Genomic DNA, 24,993 nt, shown 5'->3' with positions numbered 1-24,993 from the left:
GCCCTTACTGCGCCTGTACCCGCAGCTCAGCTGCGGAACGGCTACGGTGACCTAACAGTGCTTTTACATCGCTGGATTTTGGTTTGATCAAAGCAAACTTTGGTGCCCATTCAGGCCAGTGTGCCAAGATCTCTTCGCCACGACTCGAGCCGGTCAGTTGCACATGCTCGGTGATTAAACCACGCAGATGCTCTTCGTGGATTGCCAGCTGTTCCATACTCAGCACTTCAACCAGTTCTGGGTTAACGCGTTTGCGGAATTCGCCGTCTTCATCCAGTACGTAAGCGAATCCACCGGTCATGCCTGCGCCGAAGTTGATACCGGTGCGGCCCATGACGCAGACGATCCCGCCGGTCATATATTCGCAGCCGTTATCGCCGATACCTTCAACCACGGTAATAGCACCGGAGTTTCGTACCGCAAAACGCTCACCGGCGCGGCCTGCTGCAAACAGCTTGCCGCCGGTTGCGCCATACAGGCAGGTGTTGCCAATAATGCTGGCCTCATGGCTACGGAAGGCGGAGCCCACCGGAGGACGAACTACGATCTTGCCGCCCGCCATGCCTTTACCAACGTAGTCATTGGCGTCGCCTGTTAACGTTAGCTCTACGCCACCGGCGTTCCACACACCGAAGCTTTGACCGGCGGTGCCGGTGAACTGCGCTTTGATCGGATCGCTTGCCAGTCCTTGATCGCCATGTTGTTCCGCAATGGCACCAGACAGCGATGCGCCAACGGAGCGGTCGGTATTGCGGATATCAAAGAAAACGGTTTTGCTTTGTTTGGCTTCGATATTAGCCTGTACCTGCGCCAGCAGTTCTTTGTTGAGCAAGCCCTTATCAAACGATGGATTACTTTCGGTGCAGTACACTGCTTTACCCGGTTTAGGCTCTGCCGTTTTCAGCAGCGCGGACAGATCCAGCTTGTTTTGCTTGGCGGTGAAACCGTCGAGCTCAAGCAGCAGATCGGTACGGCCAATCAGATCGACTAAACGAGTGACCCCCAGCTCAGCCATCAGCTCACGGGTTTCGCGGGCGATGAACTGGAAGTAGTTCGCTACGCGCTCTGGCAAACCATGGAAGTGGTTGCGGCGTAGTTTTTCATCCTGAGTTGCCACGCCGGTTGCGCAGTTGTTGAGATGGCAAATACGCAGGTATTTGCAGCCCAGCGCCACCATCGGCCCCGTACCAAAGCCGAAGCTTTCTGCGCCTAAAATTGCGGCCTTGATAATATCGACGCCGGTTTTTAACCCCCCGTCGACCTGCAAACGAATTTTATGACGCAGACCGTTGGCCACTAACGCCTGTTGAGTTTCAACCAGCCCCAGTTCCCACGGACAGCCAGCATATTTCACCGACGATAACGGGCTTGCGCCCGTACCACCGTCGTAGCCCGCGATGGTGATGAGATCCGCATAGGCTTTGGCAACGCCGGTAGCGATAGTGCCAACGCCCGGTTCAGAGACCAGTTTGACGGAAATCAGCGCCTTTGGATTCACCTGTTTTAAGTCGAAAATCAACTGGGCCAAATCTTCGATAGAGTAAATATCATGATGCGGCGGTGGTGAAATCAACGTCACGCCGGGAACCGAATAGCGCAGTTTGGCAATGTACGGCGTCACTTTGTCGCCCGGTAACTGACCACCTTCGCCCGGTTTTGCACCCTGAGCGACTTTGATCTGAATCACGTCGGCGTTGACCAAATAAGCAGGGGTGACGCCAAAGCGGCCTGAAGCCACCTGTTTGATGCGGGAAACTTTATTGGTTTTGTAACGCGCAGGATCTTCGCCGCCTTCACCGGAGTTAGAAAAACCGCCTAAGCCATTCATGGCTTCAGCCAGCGCTTCATGGGCTTCTGGGCTCAGTGCGCCGATAGACATGGCTGCGGTATCAAAACGTTTAAATAGCTCATTGGCAGGCTCAACGCTTTCGACGGGAACCGCATCACCTTTCGGCGTAATTTTCAGCAGATCGCGCAGCGTGGATACCGGACGTTCGTTAACCAACTTGGCATATTTTTGGTAATCGCTGTACTCACCGCTTTGTACCGCCGCTTGCAACGTGTTCACCACATCAGGGTTGTACATGTGGTATTCGCCGTCGTGAACGAATTTCAGCAGTCCGCCCTGATCCAACGGCTTGCGTTTCAGCCATGCGCGTTTAGACAGGTTTTGCAGATCCTGCTGGAAATCGCTGAATCCGGCGCCACCGATGCGGCTAACCACGCCAGGGAAGCACAGGGTGCTAACATCACGATGTAAGCCTACGGCTTCAAACAGCTTAGAGCAGCGATAAGAGGCGATCGTGGAGATCCCCATTTTCGACATGATCTTGTACAGACCTTTGTTGATGCCGTTGCGGTAGTTCAGCATTACGTCACGATATTTTTTATCAATAGCGTGGGAGTCTGCCAGCTTAGCCAACGTCTCATAGGCTAAGTAAGGATAGATAGCCGTGGCACCAAAGCCCAATAGAACGGCAAAGTGGTGCGGGTCGCGTGCGCTGGCGGTTTCAACAATGATGTTGGCATCGCAGCGTAGATTTTTTTCGACCAAACGCTGTTGGATAGAACCTACCGCCATCGGTGCGGGTACTGGCAAGCGTTCTGCGCTGATATTTCTGTCTGATAGCACCAGCAGTACGGCACCGTGACGAACTTTTTGCTCGGCCTCTTCGCAGAGTGCATGAATCGCCTGTTGCAAATCGGTTTGCTGCGGATCGAAGGTGAGATCAAGCGTATCGGCGCGATAGTGTTCGCTATCCTGCGTGGTGAGCTGGGTAAAGTCAGAGTACAGCAGGATCGGCGATTTGAAGTTCAAGCGGTGTGCCTGACCTTCCGCTTCGCTGAACACGTTCATTTCGCGGCCAATGCTGGTGGACAGCGACATTACATGCGCTTCACGCAGCGGATCGATTGGCGGGTTGGTTACCTGCGCAAACTGCTGACGGAAATAGTCATAGATGATGCGTGGGCGGCTCGAGAGCACGGCAAACGGCGTATCATCGCCCATCGAGCCGGTGGCTTCTTGTCCGTTTTCGCCCAGCACGCGCAGGATTTGATCTAATTCTTCACTGCTATAGCCAAACTGTTTTTGGAACGTCAGCAGCTTATCGTCGCTCAGTTCACGTTTGCCGACCTGATCGTCAGGCAGATCTTCAAACGGCACGAGGCGCTTAACGTTGCGCTCCATCCACTCTTTGTACGGATGGCGGCTTTTTAAATCATCATCGGTTTCGGCTGAATGCAGAATGCGTCCGCTACGGGTGTCGATCACCATCAGCTCGCCGGGGCCAACGCGGCCTTTTTCCAGCACTTCATCCGGCTGATAATCCCAGATCCCCACTTCAGACGCGCAGGTGATGAGTTTATCTTTGGTGATGACATAGCGAGCAGGGCGCAGGCCGTTACGATCGAGGTTGCAGGCGGCAAAGCGGCCGTCGGACATCACGATACCGGCAGGGCCATCCCACGGCTCCATGTGCATGGAGTTGAAGTCGAAAAAGGCGCGCAGATCGGCATCCATATCGGGGTTGTTCTGCCATGCCGGTGGAACCAGCAGGCGCATGGAGCGCACGATATCCATCCCACCGCTGAGCAGCAGTTCGAGCATATTATCCAGCGAACTGGAGTCCGAGCCGGTTTCATTGACGAAAGGCGCAGCGTCCTGAAGATCTGGGATCAGCGGCGTTTTAAATTTATAGGTTCTGGCGCGCGCCCATTGGCGGTTGCCGGTGATGGTGTTGATTTCACCGTTGTGAGCCAGATAGCGGAACGGCTGAGCCAGTGGCCAGCGCGGAACGGTATTGGTGGAGAAGCGTTGGTGGAACAGACAAATCGCCGATTCTAAACGCAGGTCAGCCAAATCGAGGTAGAAGCGTGGCAGGTCGGCGGGCATGCACAGCCCTTTATAGATCGTCACCAGATTAGACAGGCTACAAACGTAGAAATCTTTATCTTCAATACGCTTTTCAATGCGGCGACGAGCCACAAACAGACGGCGTTCCATATCGCGTGGACGCCAGCCCGCGGGCGCGTTGACAAATATCTGTTCGATGCGAGGCATGGAGGAAAGGGCGATTTCGCCTAACACATCCTCGTTGATAGGAACTTCACGCCAGCCGATAACCGACAGCGTTTCATTTTGCAATTCTTCTTCAACAATCCGGCGGCTGGCACGGGCTTCGCTTTCGTCTTGGCTGAGAAAGATCATGCCGACGGCGTAGTTTTTGGCTAAACGCCAGCCGCGCTCTTCGGCCACCATGCGGAAGAAGCGATCGGGTTTTTGCAGCAGCAGACCGCATCCGTCACCGGTTTTGCCATCTGCCAAAATCGCGCCACGGTGTTGCATACGTGCGAGCGCATGGATCGCGGTACGGACAACTTTATGGCTTGGCTCACCTTCTATATGGGCGATCAGACCGAAACCACAGTTGTCCTTTTCAAGGGATGCATCGTACAACATATCAGTGAACCTCCCCAGGCTCTGCATTACTAACCATCTTTACTGCGAGTGGGATAGTGCATAACCATTCGGCACGCGCATCCGCCTCGGCTATTGTTCGCTTGGGATAAGCCCGCAAGCACTCAACAGCGTGTTTCGAGGGAGTCGTAAATGACTGCATAAAAATGACGAGACGTTAGCCCGTCTAGAAAAAATCGTTAAAAAAACATTTAGCTTCCAGCGGTCTTTCAACTTATCTAGAAAGAGTACGTAGGTCAAATGTGGGGATGCTCACACTTTAGGAGATGTGGTTCTCATTCAATTGCATGATTTTAAAATGAAAACTAGGTGTTTTTACTGTTTCTGGAAGTCAAGCTAGGCCTAGAAAAATGTGAGCTGACTCACTGTAGTGCAAGGCTATTATTTATGCACCGTGCTAGAGCAATTCACTTTAATAGTGAATTGTATTGTAAAATTAAGTTTTCGCGTTGGTTATCACTATTTTTCATCTCAGCAACATCATTGTGTCAGCAGCTTGAAAATAATAAGAATTCTTCATTATCGATGGATTGAATTTATTATCATTAATAGTGATTTTTTATTCTATGTGGTGATGGGGGGTGTGATTGATCTCTATCAGCGCAGGCTATCGCAGTATGCGGTAGGATCTGCGCCCTCAGTTTTTTCGTGATGTGTACAGGCGACCTCCTAGATTATGCAGTTGCAGCAACTCGTGAATATGTTCGGTGCCGATCTTCAGCGCCGCTATGGTGAAAAAATTCATAAACTTACCCTTCATGGCGGTTTTAATTGCCCAAATCGTGACGGCACTTTAGGGCGCGGTGGCTGTACTTTTTGCAACGTTGCTTCATTTGCCGACGAACAAATGCAGCGCCAGAGTATTGCCGAGCAGCTTGCCGCGCAGGCACGCAAGGTAAACCGAGCGAATCGTTACTTGGCTTATTTTCAGGCCTATACGAGTACTTATGCAGAAGTCTGTACGTTGAAGAACATGTATGAAGAGGCATTGCAGCAGGCAGATATGGTTGGGATTTGCGTGGGCACTCGCCCAGACTGTGTGCCGGATAGCGTGCTGGATTTGCTGAGCGAGTACCGCGATAAAGGCTATGAGGTGTGGCTCGAGCTTGGCTTGCAGAGCGCACAGGATAAAACCCTAAAACGCATCAATCGCGGGCATGATTTTGCCTGTTATCAAAAAACCACGCGTGCAGCGCGTGAGCGTGGTTTGAAAGTGTGTAGCCATCTGATTGTTGGTTTGCCCGGCGAAGCGAAAGATGAATGTATGCAGACGCTGGATCGCGTAGTTGAAACCGGTGTGGACGGAATTAAGCTGCATCCGCTGCATATCGTTACCGGCAGCACCATGGCGAAGGCTTGGCAGGCGGGGCGCTTACGTGAACTCCCGCTGGAAGAGTATGTGAACATCGCGGGAGAAATGATCCGCCATACGCCGATGGATATCGTCTACCACCGCATTTCCGCCAGCGCCCGCCGGCCAACGTTGCTAGCACCGTTATGGTGCGAGAATCGCTGGACGGGAATGGTGGAGTTAAATCGCTATATGCTGGAGTTTGGGGGGCAGGGTTCAGCATTGTAATTATTATTCCCTCGCCTCTAATATTGCCACATCCCCCTCCCAGCCTCCCCCTTGTCAGGGGGAGGGGCCGATCGAGATTCATACAAACATCACCGAACGGTTCCCTCCACTGCGAAGGGGAGGGTTAGGGTGGATAAATATCAGACTGCCCCCTCCCAGCCTCCCCCTTGTCAGGGGGAGGGGCCGATCGAGATTCATATAAACATCACCGAACAGTTCCCTCCCCTGCGAAGGGGAGAGTTAGGGTGGATAAATATCAGACTGCCCCCATCCCAGCCTCCCCCTTGTCAGGGGGAGGGGCCGAGCGAGATTCATATAAACATCACCGAACAGTTCCCTCCCCTGCGAAGGGGAGGGTTAGGGTGGATAAATATCAGACTGCCCCCTCCCAGCCTCCCCCTTGTCAGGGGGAGGGGCCGATCGAGATTCATATAAACATCACCGAACAGTTCCCTCCCCTGCGAAGGGGAGAGTTAGGGTGGATAAATATCAGACTGCCCCCATCCCAGCCTCCCCCTTGTCAGGGGGAGGGGCCGAGCGAGATTCATATAAACATCACCGAACAGTTCCCTCCCCTGCGAAGGGGAGGGTTAGGGTGGGGGGCTGTTAAGTAATCCATACTCCTTTAACTCCAATCTCCCTTAACAATCGTTTTACGGTATGATTTAAAAGACCGTAATCCAAGGGAGTTGCACATGAAGCAAATTCGGGTATTAGCCCAGTACTACGTCGATTTAATGGTAAAACTGGGGCTGGTGCGCTTTTCCATCCTGTTGGCTTCGGTGCTGGTTATATTAGCTATCGTGGTGCAGATGGCCGTCACGATGCTTTTGCGCGGGCAAGTTGAGAGTATCGACGTTGTCCGCTCGGTATTCTTTGGTTTGCTGATCACGCCATGGGCCGTGTATTTTCTTTCCGTTGTCGTGGAACAGTTGGAAGAGTCACGCCAACGCCTGTCTAAATTAGTGAATAAGCTGGAAGAGATGCGCTATCGCGATCTTGAGCTTAATCAGCAGCTAAAAAATAATATCGTTCAACTGAATCAGGAAATCGCCGAGCGCGTTAAAGCTGAAGAAGCGCGTTTGCAGGTGCTCGATACTTTGCAGCATGAAATCGATCAGCGTGAACAAGCGCAAATCGAACTAGAACAGCAGTCGGCGCTGTTACGCTCTTTCTTGGATGCTTCGCCCGATCTGGTTTACTACCGTAATGAAAATGAAGAGTTTTCCGGCTGTAACCGCGCCATGGAACTGTTGACAGGCAAGAGTGAAAAACAGCTGATTGGCTTACAGCCGGGTGATGTTTACGATGAAGATATCGCCAAGAAAGTGATTGAGACCGATGAGAAAGTTTTCCGCCATAACGTCTCGCTGACCTATGAGCAATGGCTCGTTTATCCCGATGGACGCAAAGCTTGCTTTGAGCTGCGCAAAGTGCCGTTTTATGATCGCGTCGGCAAGCGCCATGGCTTAATGGGCTTTGGCCGAGATATCACCGAGCGTAAGCGTTATCAGGATGCGTTAGAAAACGCCAGCCGCGACAAAACCACCTTTATCTCCACCATCAGCCATGAGCTACGTACCCCGCTGAACGGTATCGTGGGGCTGAGCCGCATTTTACTCGACACCGAGCTGAATCAAGAGCAGCTTAACTACCTTAAAACCATTCATGTGAGCGCCATTACCCTCGGCAATATTTTCAACGATATTATCGAAATGGATAAGCTGGAACGACGTAAGGTTCAGCTTGATAACCAACCGATAGATTTCACCGGCTTCCTGACGGACTTAGAGAACCTCTCTGGGCTGCTGGTGCAGCCGAAAAAACTGGACTTCACTTTAGAGCCACAGCCTAATTTACCGCATAAAATTTTGGCAGACGGCACGCGGCTGCGCCAAATCCTGTGGAATCTGATCGGTAACGCGGTCAAGTTTACCCAGAAAGGCGGCGTAAACGTGAAAGTGTGGTGTGAAAACGATGGGAAATTGTTCTTTGAAGTGAAGGACAGCGGCATCGGTATTCCGCAGGATGAACAAGATAAAATCTTTGCCATGTACTATCAGGTGAAAGATCAGAATGGTGGTAAACCCGCAACGGGCACCGGTATTGGTCTTGCGGTTTCCAAGCGTTTAGCGCAAAACATGGGCGGCGATATCGTGGTTCGCAGCACGCCGGGGGAAGGGTCATGCTTCACGCTCTCGATTGATGCACCTGTGGTGGAGGAGGCGCTATCACCACAGCCGGAAGATGCTGAGTTACCGCTGCCAGCGCTGCATGTGCTGTTGGTGGAAGACATTGAATTAAACGTTATCGTGGCGCGTTCCGTGCTGGAAAAACTAGGCAATAGCGTTGATGTTGCGATGACGGGACAACAGGCGTTGGATATGTTTACGCCGGGTGAATACGATCTGGTGCTGCTTGATATTCAGTTGCCAGATATGACGGGGTTGGATATCGCTCGCAATTTATGTGAGCACTATGATGATTTGCCACCGCTGGTGGCGTTAACTGCTAACGTGCTGAAAGACAAGAAAGAATATCTTGATGCTGGCATGGATGATGTCTTGAGCAAACCGCTATCGGTTCCGGCTCTAACCGCCATGATCAAGAAGTTCTGGGATGAAGCGCCGAAGGCTAAGGAGAAAAAGGTGGAGAGTAAAAAAGTGACCCACAATACCGAAGACCTTTTAGATACTGACATGCTGCAACAGTACATTGATTTAGTCGGGCCGCAACTCATCTATCAAAGCGTTGAGATGTTTGAAAAAATGATGCCAGGCTATTTGGCGGTTCTTGAGTCCAATATGACCGCTCGCGATGAGAAAGGCATTACTGAGGAAGGTCACAAGATCAAAGGCGCTGCGGGGTCGGTCGGTTTACGCCATTTACAGCAGGTTGCTCAGCAGATCCAAACGTCATCATTGCCTGCATGGTGGGACAACGTTCAGGAGTGGGTTGATGAGCTCAAACATGAATGGCGTCATGACGTGAAAGTGTTGAGAGATTGGGCGGATAAAGCGACCAAGAAATAGAAAAAATGACCCCAGCCTAGGCTGGGGTGCGCAACGACTGCGCCAACACCAGGGAAACAGGGTGTCTACGCTTAAGTTTTTCTAAAGGTATTGCCTTGAAGCAATTGCGTAAACATAACTTATGAGTTTCACGCGAAGCCGAACCAACATACCAACATGTTTTACTGCGTGTTAGTTGATTCATTAAAATGTGTGATGCAGCCTAGTGTTTCCTAATACAAACGTTTTAAGGATTGACTTAACTCTAGATAGTTACTAGGAAAATTCCAGTAAAAATGTTCCTTTGCATTGAGAAAAAGCAAACTGTTAAATGTTTCTAATGCTTAGCATGCATACCTTTAACTTTGTTAAGTGTTGAATAAGTATGCTGAGTCACCATTTTTTGGAGAAAGAAATGAAAAAAGTCGGTGTGGTTTTGAGTGGCTGTGGTGTTTTTGATGGTGCTGAAATTCATGAGTCGGTTTTAACTCTGCTAGCCTTGGATCGCGCAGGCGCTCAGGTTCACTTTTTTGCTCCGGATAAGCCTCAAATGCACGTGATTAATCATCTGACCGGTGATGAGAGCCACGAAAGTCGCAATGTGTTAGTGGAATCTGCGCGTATCGCACGAGGTGATATCAAACCGCTTTCCCAAGCTAACGCAGAAGAACTCGACGCGTTGATCGTTCCCGGTGGTTTCGGCGCGGCTAAAAATCTGAGTACGTTTGCCGTGCAGGGCGCTGAATGTTCCGTTGATGCCGATCTGCAACGGTTGGTCCAGCAGCTGCATCAGGCGGGTAAACCGCTGGGCTTTATGTGCATTGCACCAACCATGCTGCCTAAATTGTTAGGCGTGCATACGCGTTTAACGATTGGCAACGATCCTGATACCGCTGAGGCCATCGATAAGATGGGTGGTGAACACGTTGTTTGCCCGGTGGATGACATCGTGGTTGATTTAGAGCAGAAAGTTGTCACAACACCTGCCTATATGCTCGCAAACTCTATCAGCGAAGCGGCAGCAGGGATTGATAAACTGGTTGCGCGGGTACTGGAACTGACTGAATGAAGAGGCGGCACGGGCAGGGAAATGGCTTGTTGATGCGACTGCGCTTTTGGGCGGTCAGAGCAGTTCTCGCCGTGGTTGGTGTGTGGGCTGCGGGGATTGTTATCTTTGCTTTTTTGCCAGTTCCATTTTCCGCGGTGATGGTTGAGCGCCAGTTGGGCGCTTGGCTTAGCGGCGATTTCGGCTACGTTGCCCATCAAGATTGGGTGCCGATGGATGAAATTTCTCCCTATATGGCGTTAGCCGTGATTGCGGCTGAAGATCAAAAGTTTCCTCAACATTGGGGCTTTGATCTTGGCGCGATTGAATCTGTCATCGATGGCGGCGACAAAGGGGATAAGCCCGTGCGTGGCGCATCAACGATTTCCCAGCAAACGTCTAAGAATCTGTTTTTATGGGATGGCCGCAGTTGGGTACGTAAAGGATTAGAGGCTGGGCTGACACTGGGCACCGAAGTAGTGTGGACTAAGCGTCGCATATTAACTGTCTATTTGAATATTGTGGAGTTTGGCCCCGGCGTGTTTGGCGTTGAAGAAGCTGCCAGACGCTATTTCCATAAACCAGCCAGTCGCCTTACTGCATCTGAAGCCGCTCTTTTAGCCGCCGTATTGCCTAATCCGCATCGGTTTAGTGCCAAGGCACCTTCAGGCTATGTTTTACGACGCCAGCAGTGGATTTTACGCCAAATGAGACAGCTTGGTGGTGAAGGTTATCTGAAACAGAATAAGCTGTATTAGGCTTGAGTTAACAGAATCAATAAATAAAAAACCCCGTATCAACGGGGTTTTTTATTATGGCCTTTTGGGTGTTACTTCAAAACGGTAAATGCCGTCGTAACATGTTTAACGCCGCTAACCTGACTGGCGATTTTCGCCGCTGCTTGGCCTTCTTCCTGCGTGACCAAGCCCAGCAGGAACACTTCACCATTTTCCGTCGTTACTTTGACGTTAGAGGATTTAACCGCATCGCTGGTTAACAGCTGAGAGCGAACCTTCGTCGTGATCCATGTATCGCTTGAGGCTGTCCCCAAGCTCACCGGTTTGCCGGTACGAATTTCGTTGTAGACCGATGTTGTACCGTCAACGCCCATGGCTATCTGTTTGGCGCGAGCGCCGAGATCTGCCGTTGGTGCCTGACCGGTTAAGAGAACGGTGCCTTGATAGGCGGTAGCAACAATACGCGCTTCTTTCTTCAGCTGTGCATCTTTGCCTAGCGCATTTGATACGCGAGCTTCGAGCGTACCATCATCAACCTGTGTCCCTACGCTGCGGGGATCGGTGGCGGTTTTCGTGGCCACGGCAGCACTGCCAACAACGGCAGCGGCGATACATCCCTGGAGCAATAGCGCACTCACTACAACAAATGCGATAGGAAAACAGCGGGTGAACGGGGAACGCTTAGTCATCGAGACTCCTTCAATCATCCTGATGGGGGAACAACGTATTATCAATTAAGTCACAAAGGCAGTTAACCGTAAGCATATGCATTTCTTGTATGCGTGCGCTACGGTGTGAAGGGATGCGGATTTCCACATCCTGCTGGCCAAGTAAACCGGCCAGTTCGCCGCCGTCATAGCCTGTCAGTGCCACAATCGTCATATCGCGGGTTACCGCGGCTTCCACGGCTTTCACGATATCGCGGCTATTCCCGCGCGTTGAAATTGCCAGTAACACATCACCTGCATGGCCGAGTGCACGAACCTGTTTGGCATACATTTCATCATGCAGCCGATCGTTGCCTATGGCAGTTAAGACCACGTTATCGGCATTTAGTGCAATCGCCGGTAAACTTGGACGCTCGGTTTCGTAACGGTTGATCATGCTGGCGGCAAAATGCTGGGCGTTTGCGGCAGAGGTGCCGTTACCACAGCAGAGTATTTTATTGCCGTTCAGTAATGACTGTACCAGCGTCATTGCTGCACGCGAAATAGCGTCAGGCAAGGCTTCAGCCGCAGCAATCTGAGTTTGAATACTTTCTGTAAAACAGCCTTTGATTCTTTCCAGCACGGTAAAATTGTCCATTGGTTCAAGGCGCGGCGGGCGAAATTATTCGGCCGCTGCAAATGCGTTTGGCAACCATTGTAACTGGCTACCGGTGATTGCCAAAACATCAAAGCGACAATCCGTGGTGTCGAAGCTGCCACCGCGTTCCGTCAACCAGATTGCTGCGCTGTGCAACAACCGGCGTTGCTTGGTGTAACTGACTGACGCAGCCGCGTCGCCATAAAGAGAGGTGCGACGATAACGAACTTCAACGAAAACCCACGTTTCGCCATCGCGCATAATAAGATCTAACTCGCCGCCACGTAGCGTGACGTTAGCGGCGTAAAAATGAAGTCCGGCACGTTCAAGGTATTGGCGCGCAATCATTTCATACTGCGCACCAATTTGGCGTCGGTCTACTTTTTTCCTACTTATTGCATCGGCACTATGCTTCCTGCACGGTACTGGAGCCATGGCAACTTCCTGTTGATGACGCAGTTGCTGTCTGCACTGAGAACACCGGTGGAGCCATTCAATTGGAAACCACCAATCTGGCGCATCTGCGAGAAGTGATTTGCCAGCACCCAAGCATCGGCACCCATGGCATACAGGCGAACCAGAGAGTAGTCATTTTTGAACTGAGCAGCGGCTTGCTGCAACAACGCTGGGTTGCTTCCCGCCAGCAATGGAATATCGCTGAACTGCAATCCGTCCATTTCTAAACGGAAATCAGGGCCAGAACCTGCTTGGTAGCTGCGTGAGCTCGCGTACAGGCCTAATCCGCTATGCGAACCGTTAGCCAGATCAATCATCGGCTTAATTAACGTTAGTTCTGCAGGCGTGGCGATAATGTATACCGCATCGACTTTACCGCTGGAGGTAGAAACGGCACCCGCATCAGCCGGGGGCGCAGGGATAGTTAAACCCGCGATGGTCACGGATTGAGGCTGTGAGGCTGAGGCCACCATCACGGGCTGCCCAGTCATGCGAATGCCTGTGCCGCCGTTAATTGACTGACGCAGTTCACCCGTTGAGCCAAAGCCTTGTTGTAACACGGTTGAACCACCCAGTTGCTGCCATTCCTGCGCAAAGGCTTTCGCTACGCGATCGCCTAATGAGCCACGTGGGGTCAAAATGAGCGGAGTACGTTTGCCTTGCTCCCAAATATGTTTAGCCGCGTCGCGTGCTTCATTTTCTGGAGACAGCGCGAAGTAGCAGATATTGGGATTGTTTTGCACCTGTTCTGGCTGATTCAGCGCCAGTACATTTAACGGCGTACTGCCAGCGGAGAGCTGATCCACGTTTTCTTTCAGCAGTGGGCCAACGACTAACGTCGCACCGTCTTGCTTAGCCTGAGCGAGCAGGGCGGGTAGTGGCTGAGAGCTGGTGTCATACACTTTAATCTGCGCATTGCTGGCAGACGGCGGCACGATCGGGGCAACAGGCATGCCGTCAGCGTCGGTTTGCGCGGCTGCTGGTGCAGCTTCTGCAACGGGCGCTGCTCCACTGGTGCTAACTGCGCCGTTAGCATTAGGATCGGTGCTGGTTGGCTGGGCGGCGTTGGCATCGTCTGGGGCTGCCGCTGGCTGTGGCTGACTCTGACTTGGCGCGCTTTGGGTGATAACGCCATTTTTAGCGGCGTTAAAACCTGCTTGGATCGCGTTAGCGAAAACCTGTGCCTGACCGTTTAGCGGTAACAATAGGGCAACGCTTGAGGTTGATGCCTGTTTGAAATTCAGCACGTTATCCAGCGCGGTTGGTAAGACTTTGGAGGCCGGATTGTTTGGATAGCGAGTTTGCCAATCTTTGATCGCGGCTTTCAGCAGGCTTGGATCTTGTTTGTTGTCTTGATACAGACGCAGCAAATCCAGCCAGCCTTGCAGAATATTTTCGTCGGCGTTAATCACCAGACTATTCAGATCGGCCTGCGTTAGCTGAGTTAATGCAGCCCAAGTGCCATTGATATTTTGCAGACGATGTTTGTCATTGAGCAAAGGTTCTTGAGCAATATAGGCGCGAATAACCGGCAGTGAGGCTTTGCCTTGGCTGGCGTCGATAACCGCTTGGTAGTAGCGGGCTTTCTGGCTATTTGAAAGCGAGTCGACGTTTAACTTGGCTAAAATCGCTGAAGCGTTAGGCATGTTTTTTTGCGCGATGCTGAGCTCAGCGCTAACTAACTGCTGTTCCTGACGTTGGACATCAGTTAGCTCTTGCGGTAGTTTGCCCAGCAATTCCGCCGCTTGTGGGAGCTTTCCTTCGCGGATCAGGGAACGAATGGCGAGTAATTGCCAGTCAGCCTTGTTATCATCGCTGCTCTGCTGCATTTGTTGCAGATAGTATTCGGATGAAGCCGATGCTTCAGCCTGAATATTTGCCGCAGGCGTCTGTGGAGCTTGTCCCGAGCACGCAGCCATTAACATAGCGGCGAGAACTACGGGGATAATGCGTCCGGACTTGGTGCGGACAATGAGTGAGGAAAGCATACTGTATCCAGTGCAGTTTTTTCAAAGATGCTCAATATTAAATCGGTAAACCGGATGAAACAATGAATCAAGACGATCAAGCTGTAATTTCTGCTGCAACGCTGTATGTCGTTCCTACGCCAATCGGGAATCGCGGTGATATTACCCAGCGAGCGTTGGATACTTTGCAAGCGGTCGATTTGATAGCAGCAGAAGATACGCGACACACTGGCCTACTGCTACAGCATTTTGCTATTAATGCTCGACTATTCGCTTTGCACGACCATAACGAACAACAAAAAGCAGACCAGCTTATTGCAAAACTTCAAGAAGGTCAGAGCATTGCGTTGGTTTCTGATGCGGGCACGCCGCTGATTAACGATCCGGGCTATCACCTAGTTCGCCGCTGTCGGGAAGTGGGTATTCGCGTGGTTCCGCTGCCGGGCGCCTGTGCCGCAATTACCGCGTTGTGCGCGTCTGGCATTGCGTCCGACCGCTTCTGCTATGAAGGCTTTTTGCCTGCGAAAACAAAATCACGCAAAGACACGCTTCAGGCTTTGTTAGAAGAACCTCGCACGCTAATTTTTTATGAATCAACGCATCGCTTGATTGATAGCCTGAAAGATATGGTTGAAGTCATGGGGCGCGACCGCTACGTGGTGTTAGCGCGTGAGCTGACCAAAACGTGGGAAAACATTCACGGTGCGCCAGTCGGTGAGTTACTCGACTGGGTATTGGAAGATGATATGCGTCGCCGCGGTGAAATGGTGCTGATCGTCGAAGGCCATAAAGCCGATGAAGATGCATTACCAGCCGATGCGCTGCGTACATTAGCACTGCTGCAAAAAGAGCTGCCGTTGAAAAAAGCCGCCGCTTTAGCCGCCGAAATTCACGGTGTGAAGAAGAATGCGCTGTATAAATACGCGCTTGAGAATGCAGAGGGTGACAAATAGGGCGTAATGCCCTATTATCCGCCGCGGAGTTGACTAGACAGTCGCCGCTTCATTGCCGTCCCCTTCGGGGAGACAGATGGAGGGGAGGAAAGTCCGGGCTCCATAGGGCAGGGTGCCAGGTAACGCCTGGGAGGCGCAAGCCTACGACAAGTGCAACAGAGAGCAAACCGCCGATGGCCCACGCAAGTGGGATCAGGTAAGGGTGAAAGGGTGCGGTAAGAGCGCACCGCGCGGCTGGCAACAGTCCGTGGCATGGTAAACTCCACCCGGAGCAAGGCCAAATAGGGGTTCACATGGTACGGCCCGTACTGAACCCGGGTAGGCTGCTTGAGCCAGTGAGCGATTGCTGGCCTAGACGAATGACTGTCCACGACAGAACCCGGCTTACCGGTCAACTCCCTCATTCGTTAAAAAGCCCCGCGAAGCATATGCTTGGCGGGGCTTTTTGCATTCAGAGACTTAATTACGGTTTCTTCGGTTCTTTTTCCAATGTGTCAGGGCGTTCGGTGGTAGAATCATCATCGTTTTGATCGTCAGGATCTTCTTCCACCGGCGTATTTGCGGTCAGTAAATAAGTTGATTGTTGCCAACGTGAACGACGCGTTTGTAGCAGTGAGCGTGCCAAAATAATGCCAATCGCCAGCGACAGTAACATCATCAGACGCAGCAGGTTCGTGGTGTTATCCACCTGCTGAGATTCCGTGGCTAACACATGCGTATCCAGCGTTAAGCGCAGAAAGCCAATTGGGCCATCTTTAGCTTTAATCATTTGCACGATTTGGTGATTGAAATAGCTGCCAGCGCGCTTTCCATCCAGTGCCAATCTGTCACGAACGGCCACTTTCTCGCCGGAACGAGCAATCATGGTGCCATCAACGTCATACACACTGGCGTCTAAAATACGACTATGCTCTGTCAGTCGATTCAGAATCTGAGTAATTTTGTCGCCGTCGGGATCGTCATTGCCGGTATTCATCAACGGGATGAGGCGATCGGAAACCTGTTCGGCCAGCGTTTGTGCCAGTTCTTCAACCTGCTCAGAACGCGCCATTTGGTGGCTCAAACTGAAATAGGATGCTCCCTGCATCAAAAGCACCAATAAGGCCAAACAAATCAGCACAATAGCGGTGCGGTGTAGCCTGAATTTAATTTTAGCCTTAACCATAGCTAGCCCTATAAGACGTTTATCACTTTATGTTGCCAGAAGCCTTACCGATAGGATAGCTTGATGCTCGGTTTTGTGGTGGCAAATGAAGTCTTCCAAGGAGTTGTTGTTATGCCAAACAGTCTGACTTATTGCGATTTGCCAGCAGAAATTTATCGCTGGCCGGGTTTACCCCTTTCTCTCAGCGGCGACGAAGTCATGCCGTTAGATTATCGCGCAGGTCACACCGGATGGCTTCTGTATGGACGCAATCTGGATAAGACCGCGCTATGCGCCTTCCAGCGCCGCCTTGGTGCAGCCATGGTGGTGGTGACGGCATGGTGTATTGAAGATTATCAGGTGATCCGTTTAGCGGGGAACCTGCCGTCGCGGGCGAAAAAGCTGGCCGATGAGCAAGGGCTGGATATTGCTACGCTAGGTAAAATTCCGCATCTTCGTACGCCCGGTTTGTTGGTGATGGATATGGACTCCACCGCGATTCAAATTGAATGCATTGATGAAATTGCGAAGCTGGCCGGTGTGGGCGAAGAGGTTTCTGAAGTCACCGAACGTGCGATGCGCGGCGAATTAGACTTTAAAGCCAGCCTGCGTGAGCGTGTCGGTAAGCTTAAAGATACCGATGTTTCGGTGCTAGAAACGGTGCGCTCTTCGCTGCCGCTAATGCCTGGTTTGACGAGTTTAGTGCGTAAACTTCAATCGTTAGATTGGCATGTGGCCATTGCCTCCGGTGGTTTTACCTATTTTGCCGATCACCTGCGCGATCGTTTTGATTTGGTGGATGCGGTGTCTAATCATCTGGAAGTTAAGGATGGTAAACTTACCGGCAAAGTGATCGGCCCGATTGTGGACGCTCAGTACAAAGCCGAGACACTGATAAAACTCGCCGAGAAATTGGAGATCCCGCTGTCGCAAACCGTTGCGATTGGCGATGGTGCCAACGATTTAAAAATGATTCAGGCGGCAGGATTAGGTGTGGCGTTTCATGCGAAGCCGAAAGTCTATGCTCAGGCCTCGGTGGCTATACGTCATGCTGATTTGATGGGCGTGCTGTGCGTGCTGAGTGCGAGTTTGAAGCACGAGGAGCGGTAATTTTCCGCCCTTTCAGCCTCCCCCTATCAGGGGGAGAAACGCACGGTGTATCTTCTCCTCTCTCTTTCTTATTTAAAGAGCGGAGCCATCGCTGCAAAGTCTGTATAAAAAAACAGTAATATTCTCCCATCTCCTGTTAGAATTCCCCCTATCTATTTGTGACTAAAACCGTTCTAGGAGTCTCCGTGGCGAAAGCAATTAAACGAGCCTTTGTCTGCAACGAATGTGGTGCTGATTACCCACGTTGGCAGGGGCAGTGCAGCGCCTGTCAGGCGTGGAATAGCATTACTGAAGTACGTTTGGCGGCTTCGCCTGCGGTGGCGCGCGCGGAACGGTTGTCTGGCTATGCGGGTGATGCCGGCGTTAGCAAGGTGCAAAAACTCTCGGATATCAGCCTTGAGGCGTTGCCACGCTTTTCAACCGGATTTGCTGAGTTTGACCGCGTATTAGGCGGCGGCGTGGTGCCGGGCAGTGCGATTCTGATCGGCGGTAACCCCGGCGCGGGGAAAAGTACGTTGCTGCTGCAAACCCTGTGTAAATTATCTCAGCAAATGAAAACGCTATATGTCACCGGGGAAGAGTCGTTGCAGCAGGTCGCGATGCGAGCGCACCGTTTGGGCCTGCCCACTGAGGGCTTGAATATGCTGTCAGAAACCAGCATTGAGCAAATTTGCCTGATCGCGGAACAAGAGCAGCCGAAGCTGATGGTTATCGACTCCATTCAGGTGATGCACATGGCAGACATTCAATCGTCGCCGGGCAGCGTGGCGCAAGTGCGTGAAACGGCGGCGTATTTGACCCGTTTTGCTAAAACGCGCGGCGTGGCTATCGTGATGGTCGGCCATGTAACCAAAGACGGCTCGCTGGCGGGGCCGAAAGTGCTGGAACACTGTATCGACTGCTCCGTGCTGTTAGATGGGGACGCGGATTCTCGTTTTCGCACCCTACGTAGTCATAAAAACCGTTTTGGCGCCGTGAACGAACTGGGCGTATTTGCCATGACAGAGCAGGGGCTGCGTGAAGTGAGTAACCCTTCGGCTATCTTCTTGAGCCGTGGCGAAGAAATTACCTCCGGAAGCTCTGTGATGGTGGTATGGGAAGGTACGCGCCCGCTGTTGGTGGAGATTCAGGCGCTGGTGGATACCTCGATGATGTCAAACCCGCGCCGCGTTGCGGTGGGGCTAGAGCAAAACCGTTTAGCGATTTTGCTGGCGGTATTACATCGTCATGGTGGCTTGCAGATGGCGGATCAGGACGTTTTCGTGAACGTGGTCGGTGGCGTGAAGGTGACGGAAACCGGCGCAGACCTCGCACTGCTAATGTCTTTAGTCTCTAGCCTGCGCGATCGTCCGTTGCCACAGGATTTAGTGGTCTTTGGTGAAGTGGGGCTGGCGGGAGAAGTTCGCCCCGTGACCAGCGGTCAGGAGCGTATTTCTGAGGCGGCAAAACATGGCTTTAAACGCGCCATCGTTCCACATGCCAATATGCCGAAAAAGCCGTTGCCGAATATGCAGGTTTTTGGGGTGAAAAAGCTGTCTGACGCCTTGGATGTCTTGCAAGATTTATGATGATTACAGCGACATTTGTGCTACTTTTGTTTAGTTAACTAAACCCGTCAGTTGAATTATTTTGGGTATAAACAGAGGAAGCGCGAATGTCGCAGTTTGATTATCTAAAAACCGCCATTAAGCAAAAAGGCTGCACGTTGCAGCAGGTGGCGGACGCTAGCGGAATGACCAAAGGCTACCTAAGCCAACTGCTAAACGAGAAAATCAAAAGCCCGAGTGCGCAAAAGCTTGAGGCGATTCACCGCTTCCTCGATATTGAATTCCCGCGCAAGGTTAAAAGCGTCGGCGTGGTGTTTGGGAAGTTCTATCCGCTGCACACGGGCCATATCTATCTTATCCAACGCGCATGTAGCCAAGTTGATGAGCTGCATGTGATTTTGTGCCATGACGAACCGCGCGATCGTGAGCTGTTTGAAAATAGCGCGATGTCACAGCAGCCAACGGTAAGCGATCGACTTCGCTGGCTGTTGCAGACCTTCAAGTATCAAAAGAATATTCGTATTCACTCCTTTGATGAACAGGGGATTGAGCCTTATCCCCATGGCTGGAAAGTGTGGAGCGATGGCATGAAGGCCTTTATGGCAGAAAACGGGATTACTCCGAGCGTGATTTACTCGGGTGATAGCCAAGATGCGCCGGTGTATCACGAGTTCTTTGGCATGGAAACCTTGCTGATTGATCCTGAGCGTTCGTTTATGAACATCAGCGGTGGGCAAATCCGTCACGATCCCTTTCGCTATTGGGACTATATCCCTACCGAAGTGAAACCTTTCTTTGTCCGTACCGTGGCGATCCTCGGTGGTGAATCCAGCGGGAAATCGACGCTGGTCAATAAGCTAGCCAATATCTTTAATACTACCAGCGCTTGGGAATATGGTCGCGATTATGTCTTCTCACACCTTGGCGGCGATGAGATGGCGCTCCAATATTCTGACTATGACAAAATTGCCTTAGGTCACGCTCAATATATTGATTTTGCTGTGAAGTATGCGAATAAAGTGGCTTTTATTGATACCGACTTTGTGACCACTCAGGCGTTTTGCAAAAAATATGAAGGCCGTGAACACCCATTTGTGCAGGCGTTGATCGATGAATATCGCTTTGATCTAATTATTCTATTGGAAAACAATACGCCGTGGGTGGCTGATGGCCTACGTAGTTTAGGAACTTCGACGGAACGCCGCGAGTTTCAGGATTTGCTTGAGCAGATGCTGCGAAAAAATAATATGGAATTTGTGCGCGTCGAATCCTCCGACTACGACGAGCGTTTTTTACGCTGCGTTGATCTGGTGAAACAGATGTTGGGAGAGCGCGGTGAGCGCTCTTAGCCCGTTTAGGGGATAATGTCTGAGAGCCACATGACTTTATTATGTGATTTATTGTTATTAAGTATGTGTTTCTCCGACAAGAAATATTCTTTATTTGAATGACTTTGTTTTTTATATTTAAATTTATAATGCTTAAGCGGCTTTATTCTGTGTTATTTGTGGTTTGAATCTGCTTGGTGTTTGTTTTCTTATTGATTAATATGTTTTTTTAATACACTTAATAGCCTTTTTTATATTGTGTGTATTAACGGATTTATATAGACAAAAATATCTGCTTTATTTCTCCACTATTCTCTCTACTTCTCCCCACTAACTAATTCTGCAGTGTGCTGTCATACATAATATTGAAACGGTCCATGTTAATTAATTGAGTTTCTGTGTTTGAGCGTGCGTTGTGATTAAGCGCAGCACTATGCATTCAGAATGTTGATTTCTGGAGAGTCAGAATGAATATGTCATTTAAACCGTCAGTGATTGCGCTGCTTTGTGGCGTCGGTGCGGTTGCCGTCGCGGGTACAGTATTAGTGAAAAATGGGTATATTTCGTGGCAACAGCCTCAGGCCGCACAGACTCAGTCTGAAGCGTCAACGTCGGCTGCCGTAACGAAATCCTTTACTCAACCGCAGCTTGATCAATTGGTTGCGCCAATCGCGCTTTATCCTGATCCCGTGTTGGCGCAAATTCTGATGGCATCTACCTATCCATCTAATGTTGTTCAGGCGGTTCAGTGGTCGCGCGATAATCCAAAGGCACAGGGAGATTCAGCGGTTAAGCGGGTGGCGAATCAACCGTGGGATCCTAGTGTGAAATCGCTGGTTGCGCTGCCGCAGCTTTTAGCGTTGATGGGAGAAAACCCTGAGTGGGTGCAAAACCTAGGTGATGCCTTTTTAGCTCAGCCAGATGACGTGATGAATAGCGTGCAGAAATTGCGTCAGACGGCGCAGAAAAATGGCTCGCTCACGTCGAACGCTCAGCAGAAAGTGATTATTCAGCCAGCGAATACGACTCGTGTCCCGGGTAAATCAACGACCGTGGTGACGTCCCAGCCACAAACCATCATTATTGAGCCAACTAATCCGCAGGTTGTGTATGTCCCAAGCTACAACCCGAATGTGGTGTATGGCACGTGGGCTACTCCCGCCTATCCGCCGGTTTATCTACCGCCGCCTCCGGGGGAACAATTTACTAATGGTTTAGTTTCCGGCATCGGGTTCGGTATCGGAGTGGCGACCACCTATGCTCTGTTTAGCAGTCTCGATTGGCATGATGACGATCACCACCACCACGATGACGATCATCACCACGACGATGGGTATCATGATGACGGCCATGGCGGGAATTACCATCAGGGTAATAACTACGTGAATAACAGCCATGTGAATATCAACGTGAATAACTATAACCACATTACCGGCGGGAACATCGGTGGGGCGACTCAATGGCAGCACAATCCGGCTTATCGCGCCAGCGTGCCGTATCACGATCCGGCGACGTCGCAGCACTTTATTTCTGGTACAACTCAGGCCAGCGTGGGCGGCAATTCGGCCAATAAAATTGATCTCAGCTCGCTGCATCAACCAGTGGGAAATCAGCCGGTTTTATCAGGACAGACTCATTTATCGGCTAACCCAAATCTGACATCTAGCGACCCGCGCGCTAACGTGCGTGGGCTTGATAACGGGGTTGCCCACATGAACAGCGCAGGCTTGCAACGTCAAAATGCAGCCGCGGTGTTTAATCGTCAAACTAATGGGGTGTCATTGAGTCATGCCGCGGCTAATCAGCCTGAGCTGCGTCGGCAAAATGCGGAATCTGTGCTGCATAATCGTACTGAATCATCAATGCCGGTGCGTGCTCCTATAAATCAGCATATCGCCGTAACCAGAAACTCCGTGGAACAGCGTGTTGAGCGTGTGAGCCAGCCCAATACTCAGCATGTTAATGCTTCGCCAAATAATGCGTTGCAGAATGCTTTTCAACAGCAGGTTCGACAACAGCAGGTTCGACAACAGCAGGTTCGACAACAACAAGGTCAGCAACCAATAGTACCGCGCTTTAATCAGCAGCATGAGAACCTTTTCAACGGTAACGCCAGCGGTGTATCAAATTGGCATCCGCAGCAAGAGCGTGGAAATCAAGGTCACTCCATGATGCGTAGCCTGCCGGAACATAGCGTACCAGCGCATCCGGTGATACTAGAACATAATCATTTGCAGCTACATCAGCGTTAATGGGGCATTCAGGCCTCTCCGTTGGGAGTGGCCTGAAACTATGAACTAAAACTCAATGACCATCTTGCCACGCATCCGGCCTTCGGCAACTTTGCTATGCGCTTTTTCCAAGTTTTCGATAGAGAAGCCGTGCAGGGTATCGCTGAGCGTGCCCTGCAGTTTCCCCTCATCGACTAACTTAGCCACCTGCTGAAGAATGTTGCCTTGCTCAGCGATATCTGGCGTATTGAACATGCTGCGGGTGTACATAAATTCCCAATGCAGAGCCGCACTTTTCATTTTTAATGCAGATTGATCCAGCGGATGGCTGTTTTCTACGATGGTACAGATTTGTCCCTGTGGGGCGATTAAATCGCAGATGGCGGCCCAGTGTCCGTCGGTATCATTCAAACAGAAGATGTAATCAACCTGTTTGATATCGTGCTTGGCAAGCTCGCCTTTTAGGTCATGCCAGTCAACGGTGAGATCGGCGCCACGATCGAGACACCATTGCGCCGACGAGGCATTTGAAGCCGTCGCAATCACTTTTACTTTGGCGTTTAACGCGGCAAGTGAAATTGCCAATGAGCCCACGCCGCCTGCGCCGCCGATGATCAATAAGGTTTTGTCGGCATCAGCGTCTTGAACTTTCAGGCGTTCGAATAAGCCTTCCCAAGCCGTTAGCGTGGTTAATGGCATCGCTGCGGCCTGCGCCCAGTTCATGCTTTGTGGCTTATGTGAAACGATCCGCGAGTCGATCAGCTGCTGAGTGCTGTTACTGCCTGGGCGAGTAATGTCACCCGCGTACCAGACTTCATCTCCTACCTTGAATCCAGTGGCCTTGCTTCCAACGGCTAGCACCACGCCGCTGGCGTCCCAGCCTAATACACGCGGTTGCTCCAACCCATTTTTAATCAGGTTCTCGCGTACTTTGGTATCAACAGGATTTATCGAGACGGCTTTAACATCGACCAGCAAATCATAATCAGCTGGAGCGGAGATTTGTGGGTGAATAACGGTGAATTCTTTCGGGTTAGAAGGATCGACGGCGATAGCGGTAATAGTCATGGTAGGGCTCCCAAATAGAAACTGCGTTGAATGAAGTTAGTGTAGTTGAGCTGTTTTCTGATGATAAGATGGACAATCATTAACGCAGTGTTCTTTTATGACGAACAATGAGGCGAGATGTTTAATCAACTACAGGACATGGCGTTGTTTGCGCTGGTGGTGGAGTGCGGAAGTTTTACGGCCGCTGCACAGCGAGCTGGGCTACCTAAATCCAGCGTTAGCCAACGAGTCAGCAATTTAGAACAGCAGCTTGGCCTGCGGCTGCTAAATCGCACTACCCGGCAACTCAATCTTACCTATGCAGGGGAGCGCTATTTGGTGCATTGTCGCGAAATGATCCAAGCCGCTGAGCGCGCGGATCTTAGCTTGCAGCGCCTGAAAGAGAATCCCAGTGGACGCCTGCGGATCACTGCCCCCGCGGGGATTGCGGTGACGCTATTGGCACATGTGTGTAGTGATTTCCGCGTAAGCTACCCAGACGTAAGCTTGGAAGTTTACGTTTCAGACGTGATGAACGATCTGGTTCAGGATGGATTTGATGTCGCACTGCGTACGGGGAAACCGCAGGATTCTTCGTTGGTGGGGCGCCGTCTGGGGTATTCTCCTCGCTATCTTTTGGCCTCTCCGACTTATCTTTCGCGCTTCCCGCCGCTTGAGCATCCGAAACAGTTAGAGCAACACCAGTGTATCGCGCACCGTGCATGGCATGAGTGGGTGTTACAGCGTAAAGGGGAATTCTATCGCTGGGAGCTGCCGATGGATCATGCCGCCGATAATTTGTTGTATGTGCGTGAGTGCGTATTGGCTGGCGCAGGGATCTCATTGCTGCCCGCATTTTTGTCGCAGGATTTGGTCGATCAAGAGCGTTTGGTGCGGGTATTACCCGGTTGGGAAGCGGAGGGAAATGAGCTGTATCTGGTTTATCCAAGTCGCAAGCTGAACTCGCCGGCGCTCGACCGATTCATTGAGGTTACATTAAATCACCGCGCTTTTGCTCAATACAATCAGGCACTACGCGATTAGTTGGCAGGC

The 24,993-nt window shown here is 51.2% G+C and carries 16 protein-coding genes, 1 other RNA gene and 1 pseudogene; 11 read left to right on the top strand and 7 right to left on the bottom strand.

Features of this window, described 5'->3' with window-relative positions; translation table 11 throughout:
- Nucleotides 1-4: 4 nt before the first annotated feature.
- Nucleotides 5-4,462: a glutamate synthase large subunit gene (gene gltB / locus U0008_RS18175; protein ID WP_043489298.1), complete on the bottom strand. Its 4,458-nt coding sequence runs from the start codon at nucleotides 4,460-4,462 to the stop codon at nucleotides 5-7.
- Nucleotides 4,463-5,156: 694 nt separating this feature from the next.
- On the opposite strand from gltB, the gene U0008_RS18170 reads away from it, so the two are divergent.
- From U0008_RS18170 to mtgA, 4 genes and pseudogenes are all read left to right on the top strand, one after another.
- Nucleotides 5,157-6,059 carry a tRNA modification radical SAM protein MnmL/YtqA gene (locus U0008_RS18170; RefSeq protein WP_043489301.1) on the top strand — a complete coding sequence of 301 codons (903 nt, stop codon included), beginning with the start codon at nucleotides 5,157-5,159 and terminating at the stop codon, nucleotides 6,057-6,059.
- Between the two features lie 695 nt (nucleotides 6,060-6,754).
- Nucleotides 6,755-9,176 (top strand): annotated as a pseudogene (arcB, locus tag U0008_RS18165) (aerobic respiration two-component sensor histidine kinase ArcB).
- 309 nt (nucleotides 9,177-9,485) lie between these two features.
- Nucleotides 9,486-10,139 carry an isoprenoid biosynthesis glyoxalase ElbB gene (gene elbB, locus U0008_RS18160; RefSeq protein WP_043489311.1) on the top strand — a complete coding sequence of 218 codons (654 nt, stop codon included), beginning with the start codon at nucleotides 9,486-9,488 and terminating at the stop codon, nucleotides 10,137-10,139.
- 32 nt (nucleotides 10,140-10,171) lie between these two features.
- Nucleotides 10,172-10,873, top strand: coding sequence for a monofunctional biosynthetic peptidoglycan transglycosylase (gene mtgA, locus U0008_RS18155; RefSeq protein WP_193764197.1), 702 nt, complete (start codon nucleotides 10,172-10,174; stop codon nucleotides 10,871-10,873).
- A gap of 71 nt (nucleotides 10,874-10,944) precedes the next feature.
- On the opposite strand, the gene dolP is transcribed toward mtgA, so the two are convergent.
- The 4 genes from dolP to U0008_RS18135 are packed head-to-tail and all read right to left on the bottom strand — an operon-like array spanning nucleotide 10,945 to nucleotide 14,601.
- The gene (gene dolP, locus U0008_RS18150) at nucleotides 10,945-11,541 is read right to left on the bottom strand and encodes a division/outer membrane stress-associated lipid-binding lipoprotein (RefSeq protein WP_025801151.1); all 597 of its coding nucleotides are present in this window, start codon (nucleotides 11,539-11,541) and stop codon (nucleotides 10,945-10,947) included.
- 10 nt (nucleotides 11,542-11,551) lie between these two features.
- Nucleotides 11,552-12,142 carry a DnaA initiator-associating protein DiaA gene (gene diaA, locus U0008_RS18145; protein ID WP_025801152.1) on the bottom strand — a complete coding sequence of 197 codons (591 nt, stop codon included), beginning with the start codon at nucleotides 12,140-12,142 and terminating at the stop codon, nucleotides 11,552-11,554.
- Nucleotides 12,143-12,181: 39 nt separating this feature from the next.
- Entirely contained in the window at nucleotides 12,182-12,592 is a 411-nt protein-coding gene (locus U0008_RS18140; protein WP_043489315.1) for a YraN family protein, read from the bottom strand.
- A complete protein-coding gene (locus tag U0008_RS18135) occupies nucleotides 12,550-14,601 on the bottom strand; it encodes a penicillin-binding protein activator (RefSeq protein ID WP_043489317.1) in 2,052 nt (683 codons plus the stop codon). Before U0008_RS18135 ends, U0008_RS18140 begins: the two co-directional genes overlap by 43 nt.
- A gap of 62 nt (nucleotides 14,602-14,663) precedes the next feature.
- Here U0008_RS18135 and rsmI point away from each other — a divergent pair, with 62 nt between their 5' ends.
- On the top strand, nucleotides 14,664-15,533 hold the full coding sequence (gene rsmI / locus U0008_RS18130) for a 16S rRNA (cytidine(1402)-2'-O)-methyltransferase (protein ID WP_040046162.1): 870 nt from the start codon (nucleotides 14,664-14,666) through the stop codon (nucleotides 15,531-15,533).
- A 25-nt stretch (nucleotides 15,534-15,558) separates the two neighbouring features.
- Nucleotides 15,559-15,936: RNase P RNA component class A (gene rnpB, locus U0008_RS18125), an RNA gene on the top strand.
- A gap of 60 nt (nucleotides 15,937-15,996) precedes the next feature.
- On the opposite strand, the gene U0008_RS18120 is transcribed toward rnpB, so the two are convergent.
- The gene (locus U0008_RS18120) at nucleotides 15,997-16,698 is read right to left on the bottom strand and encodes a YtjB family periplasmic protein (RefSeq protein WP_043489319.1); all 702 of its coding nucleotides are present in this window, start codon (nucleotides 16,696-16,698) and stop codon (nucleotides 15,997-15,999) included.
- 111 nt (nucleotides 16,699-16,809) lie between these two features.
- Between U0008_RS18120 and serB the strand changes: the two genes are divergently transcribed.
- From serB to U0008_RS18100, 4 genes are all read left to right on the top strand, one after another.
- Complete coding sequence (serB, locus tag U0008_RS18115; RefSeq protein ID WP_025801157.1) at nucleotides 16,810-17,787, top strand: phosphoserine phosphatase; 978 nt, start codon at nucleotides 16,810-16,812, stop codon at nucleotides 17,785-17,787.
- Between the two features lie 185 nt (nucleotides 17,788-17,972).
- Nucleotides 17,973-19,355 (top strand): DNA repair protein RadA, encoded by a 1,383-nt coding sequence (radA, locus tag U0008_RS18110; protein WP_025801158.1) that lies wholly within the window; start codon nucleotides 17,973-17,975, stop codon nucleotides 19,353-19,355.
- Nucleotides 19,356-19,441: 86 nt separating this feature from the next.
- Nucleotides 19,442-20,683 carry a multifunctional transcriptional regulator/nicotinamide-nucleotide adenylyltransferase/ribosylnicotinamide kinase NadR gene (gene nadR / locus U0008_RS18105; RefSeq protein ID WP_043489321.1) on the top strand — a complete coding sequence of 414 codons (1,242 nt, stop codon included), beginning with the start codon at nucleotides 19,442-19,444 and terminating at the stop codon, nucleotides 20,681-20,683.
- 446 nt (nucleotides 20,684-21,129) lie between these two features.
- Nucleotides 21,130-22,914 carry a DUF3300 domain-containing protein gene (locus U0008_RS18100; protein WP_043489323.1) on the top strand — a complete coding sequence of 595 codons (1,785 nt, stop codon included), beginning with the start codon at nucleotides 21,130-21,132 and terminating at the stop codon, nucleotides 22,912-22,914.
- 45 nt (nucleotides 22,915-22,959) lie between these two features.
- Here the strand turns inward: U0008_RS18100 and U0008_RS18095 are convergent, their stop codons facing one another.
- Complete coding sequence (locus tag U0008_RS18095) at nucleotides 22,960-23,961, bottom strand: zinc-binding alcohol dehydrogenase family protein (RefSeq protein WP_043489325.1); 1,002 nt, start codon at nucleotides 23,959-23,961, stop codon at nucleotides 22,960-22,962.
- Between the two features lie 117 nt (nucleotides 23,962-24,078).
- On the opposite strand from U0008_RS18095, the gene U0008_RS18090 reads away from it, so the two are divergent.
- Nucleotides 24,079-24,984 (top strand): LysR family transcriptional regulator, encoded by a 906-nt coding sequence (locus tag U0008_RS18090; RefSeq protein ID WP_043489327.1) that lies wholly within the window; start codon nucleotides 24,079-24,081, stop codon nucleotides 24,982-24,984.
- The last annotated feature ends 9 nt before the right edge of the window (nucleotides 24,985-24,993 follow it).

The organism is Hafnia alvei (genome assembly GCF_034424155.1).
In the GTDB taxonomy this organism is placed as follows: Bacteria; Pseudomonadota; Gammaproteobacteria; order Enterobacterales; family Enterobacteriaceae; genus Hafnia; species Hafnia alvei.
This window is presented reverse-complemented; position numbering and strand designations above follow the sequence as displayed.

Bases quoted from the DNA above. Each gene is read 5' to 3' on its own strand.
- gltB (WP_043489298.1), bottom strand. From the start codon at position 4,462: ATGTTGTACGATGCATCCCTTGAAAAGGACAACTGTGGTTTCGGTCTG.
- U0008_RS18170 (WP_043489301.1), top strand. From the start codon at position 5,157: ATGCAGTTGCAGCAACTCGTGAATATGTTCGGTGCCGATCTTCAGCGC.
- elbB (WP_043489311.1), top strand. From the start codon at position 9,486: ATGAAAAAAGTCGGTGTGGTTTTGAGTGGCTGTGGTGTTTTTGATGGT.
- mtgA (WP_193764197.1), top strand. From the start codon at position 10,172: ATGCGACTGCGCTTTTGGGCGGTCAGAGCAGTTCTCGCCGTGGTTGGT.
- dolP (WP_025801151.1), bottom strand. From the start codon at position 11,541: ATGACTAAGCGTTCCCCGTTCACCCGCTGTTTTCCTATCGCATTTGTT.
- U0008_RS18140 (WP_043489315.1), bottom strand. From the start codon at position 12,592: ATGGCTCCAGTACCGTGCAGGAAGCATAGTGCCGATGCAATAAGTAGG.
- U0008_RS18135 (WP_043489317.1), bottom strand. From the start codon at position 14,601: ATGCTTTCCTCACTCATTGTCCGCACCAAGTCCGGACGCATTATCCCC.
- rsmI (WP_040046162.1), top strand. From the start codon at position 14,664: ATGAATCAAGACGATCAAGCTGTAATTTCTGCTGCAACGCTGTATGTC.
- U0008_RS18120 (WP_043489319.1), bottom strand. From the start codon at position 16,698: ATGGTTAAGGCTAAAATTAAATTCAGGCTACACCGCACCGCTATTGTG.
- serB (WP_025801157.1), top strand. From the start codon at position 16,810: ATGCCAAACAGTCTGACTTATTGCGATTTGCCAGCAGAAATTTATCGC.
- nadR (WP_043489321.1), top strand. From the start codon at position 19,442: ATGTCGCAGTTTGATTATCTAAAAACCGCCATTAAGCAAAAAGGCTGC.
- U0008_RS18100 (WP_043489323.1), top strand. From the start codon at position 21,130: ATGAATATGTCATTTAAACCGTCAGTGATTGCGCTGCTTTGTGGCGTC.
- U0008_RS18095 (WP_043489325.1), bottom strand. From the start codon at position 23,961: ATGACTATTACCGCTATCGCCGTCGATCCTTCTAACCCGAAAGAATTC.
- U0008_RS18090 (WP_043489327.1), top strand. From the start codon at position 24,079: ATGTTTAATCAACTACAGGACATGGCGTTGTTTGCGCTGGTGGTGGAG.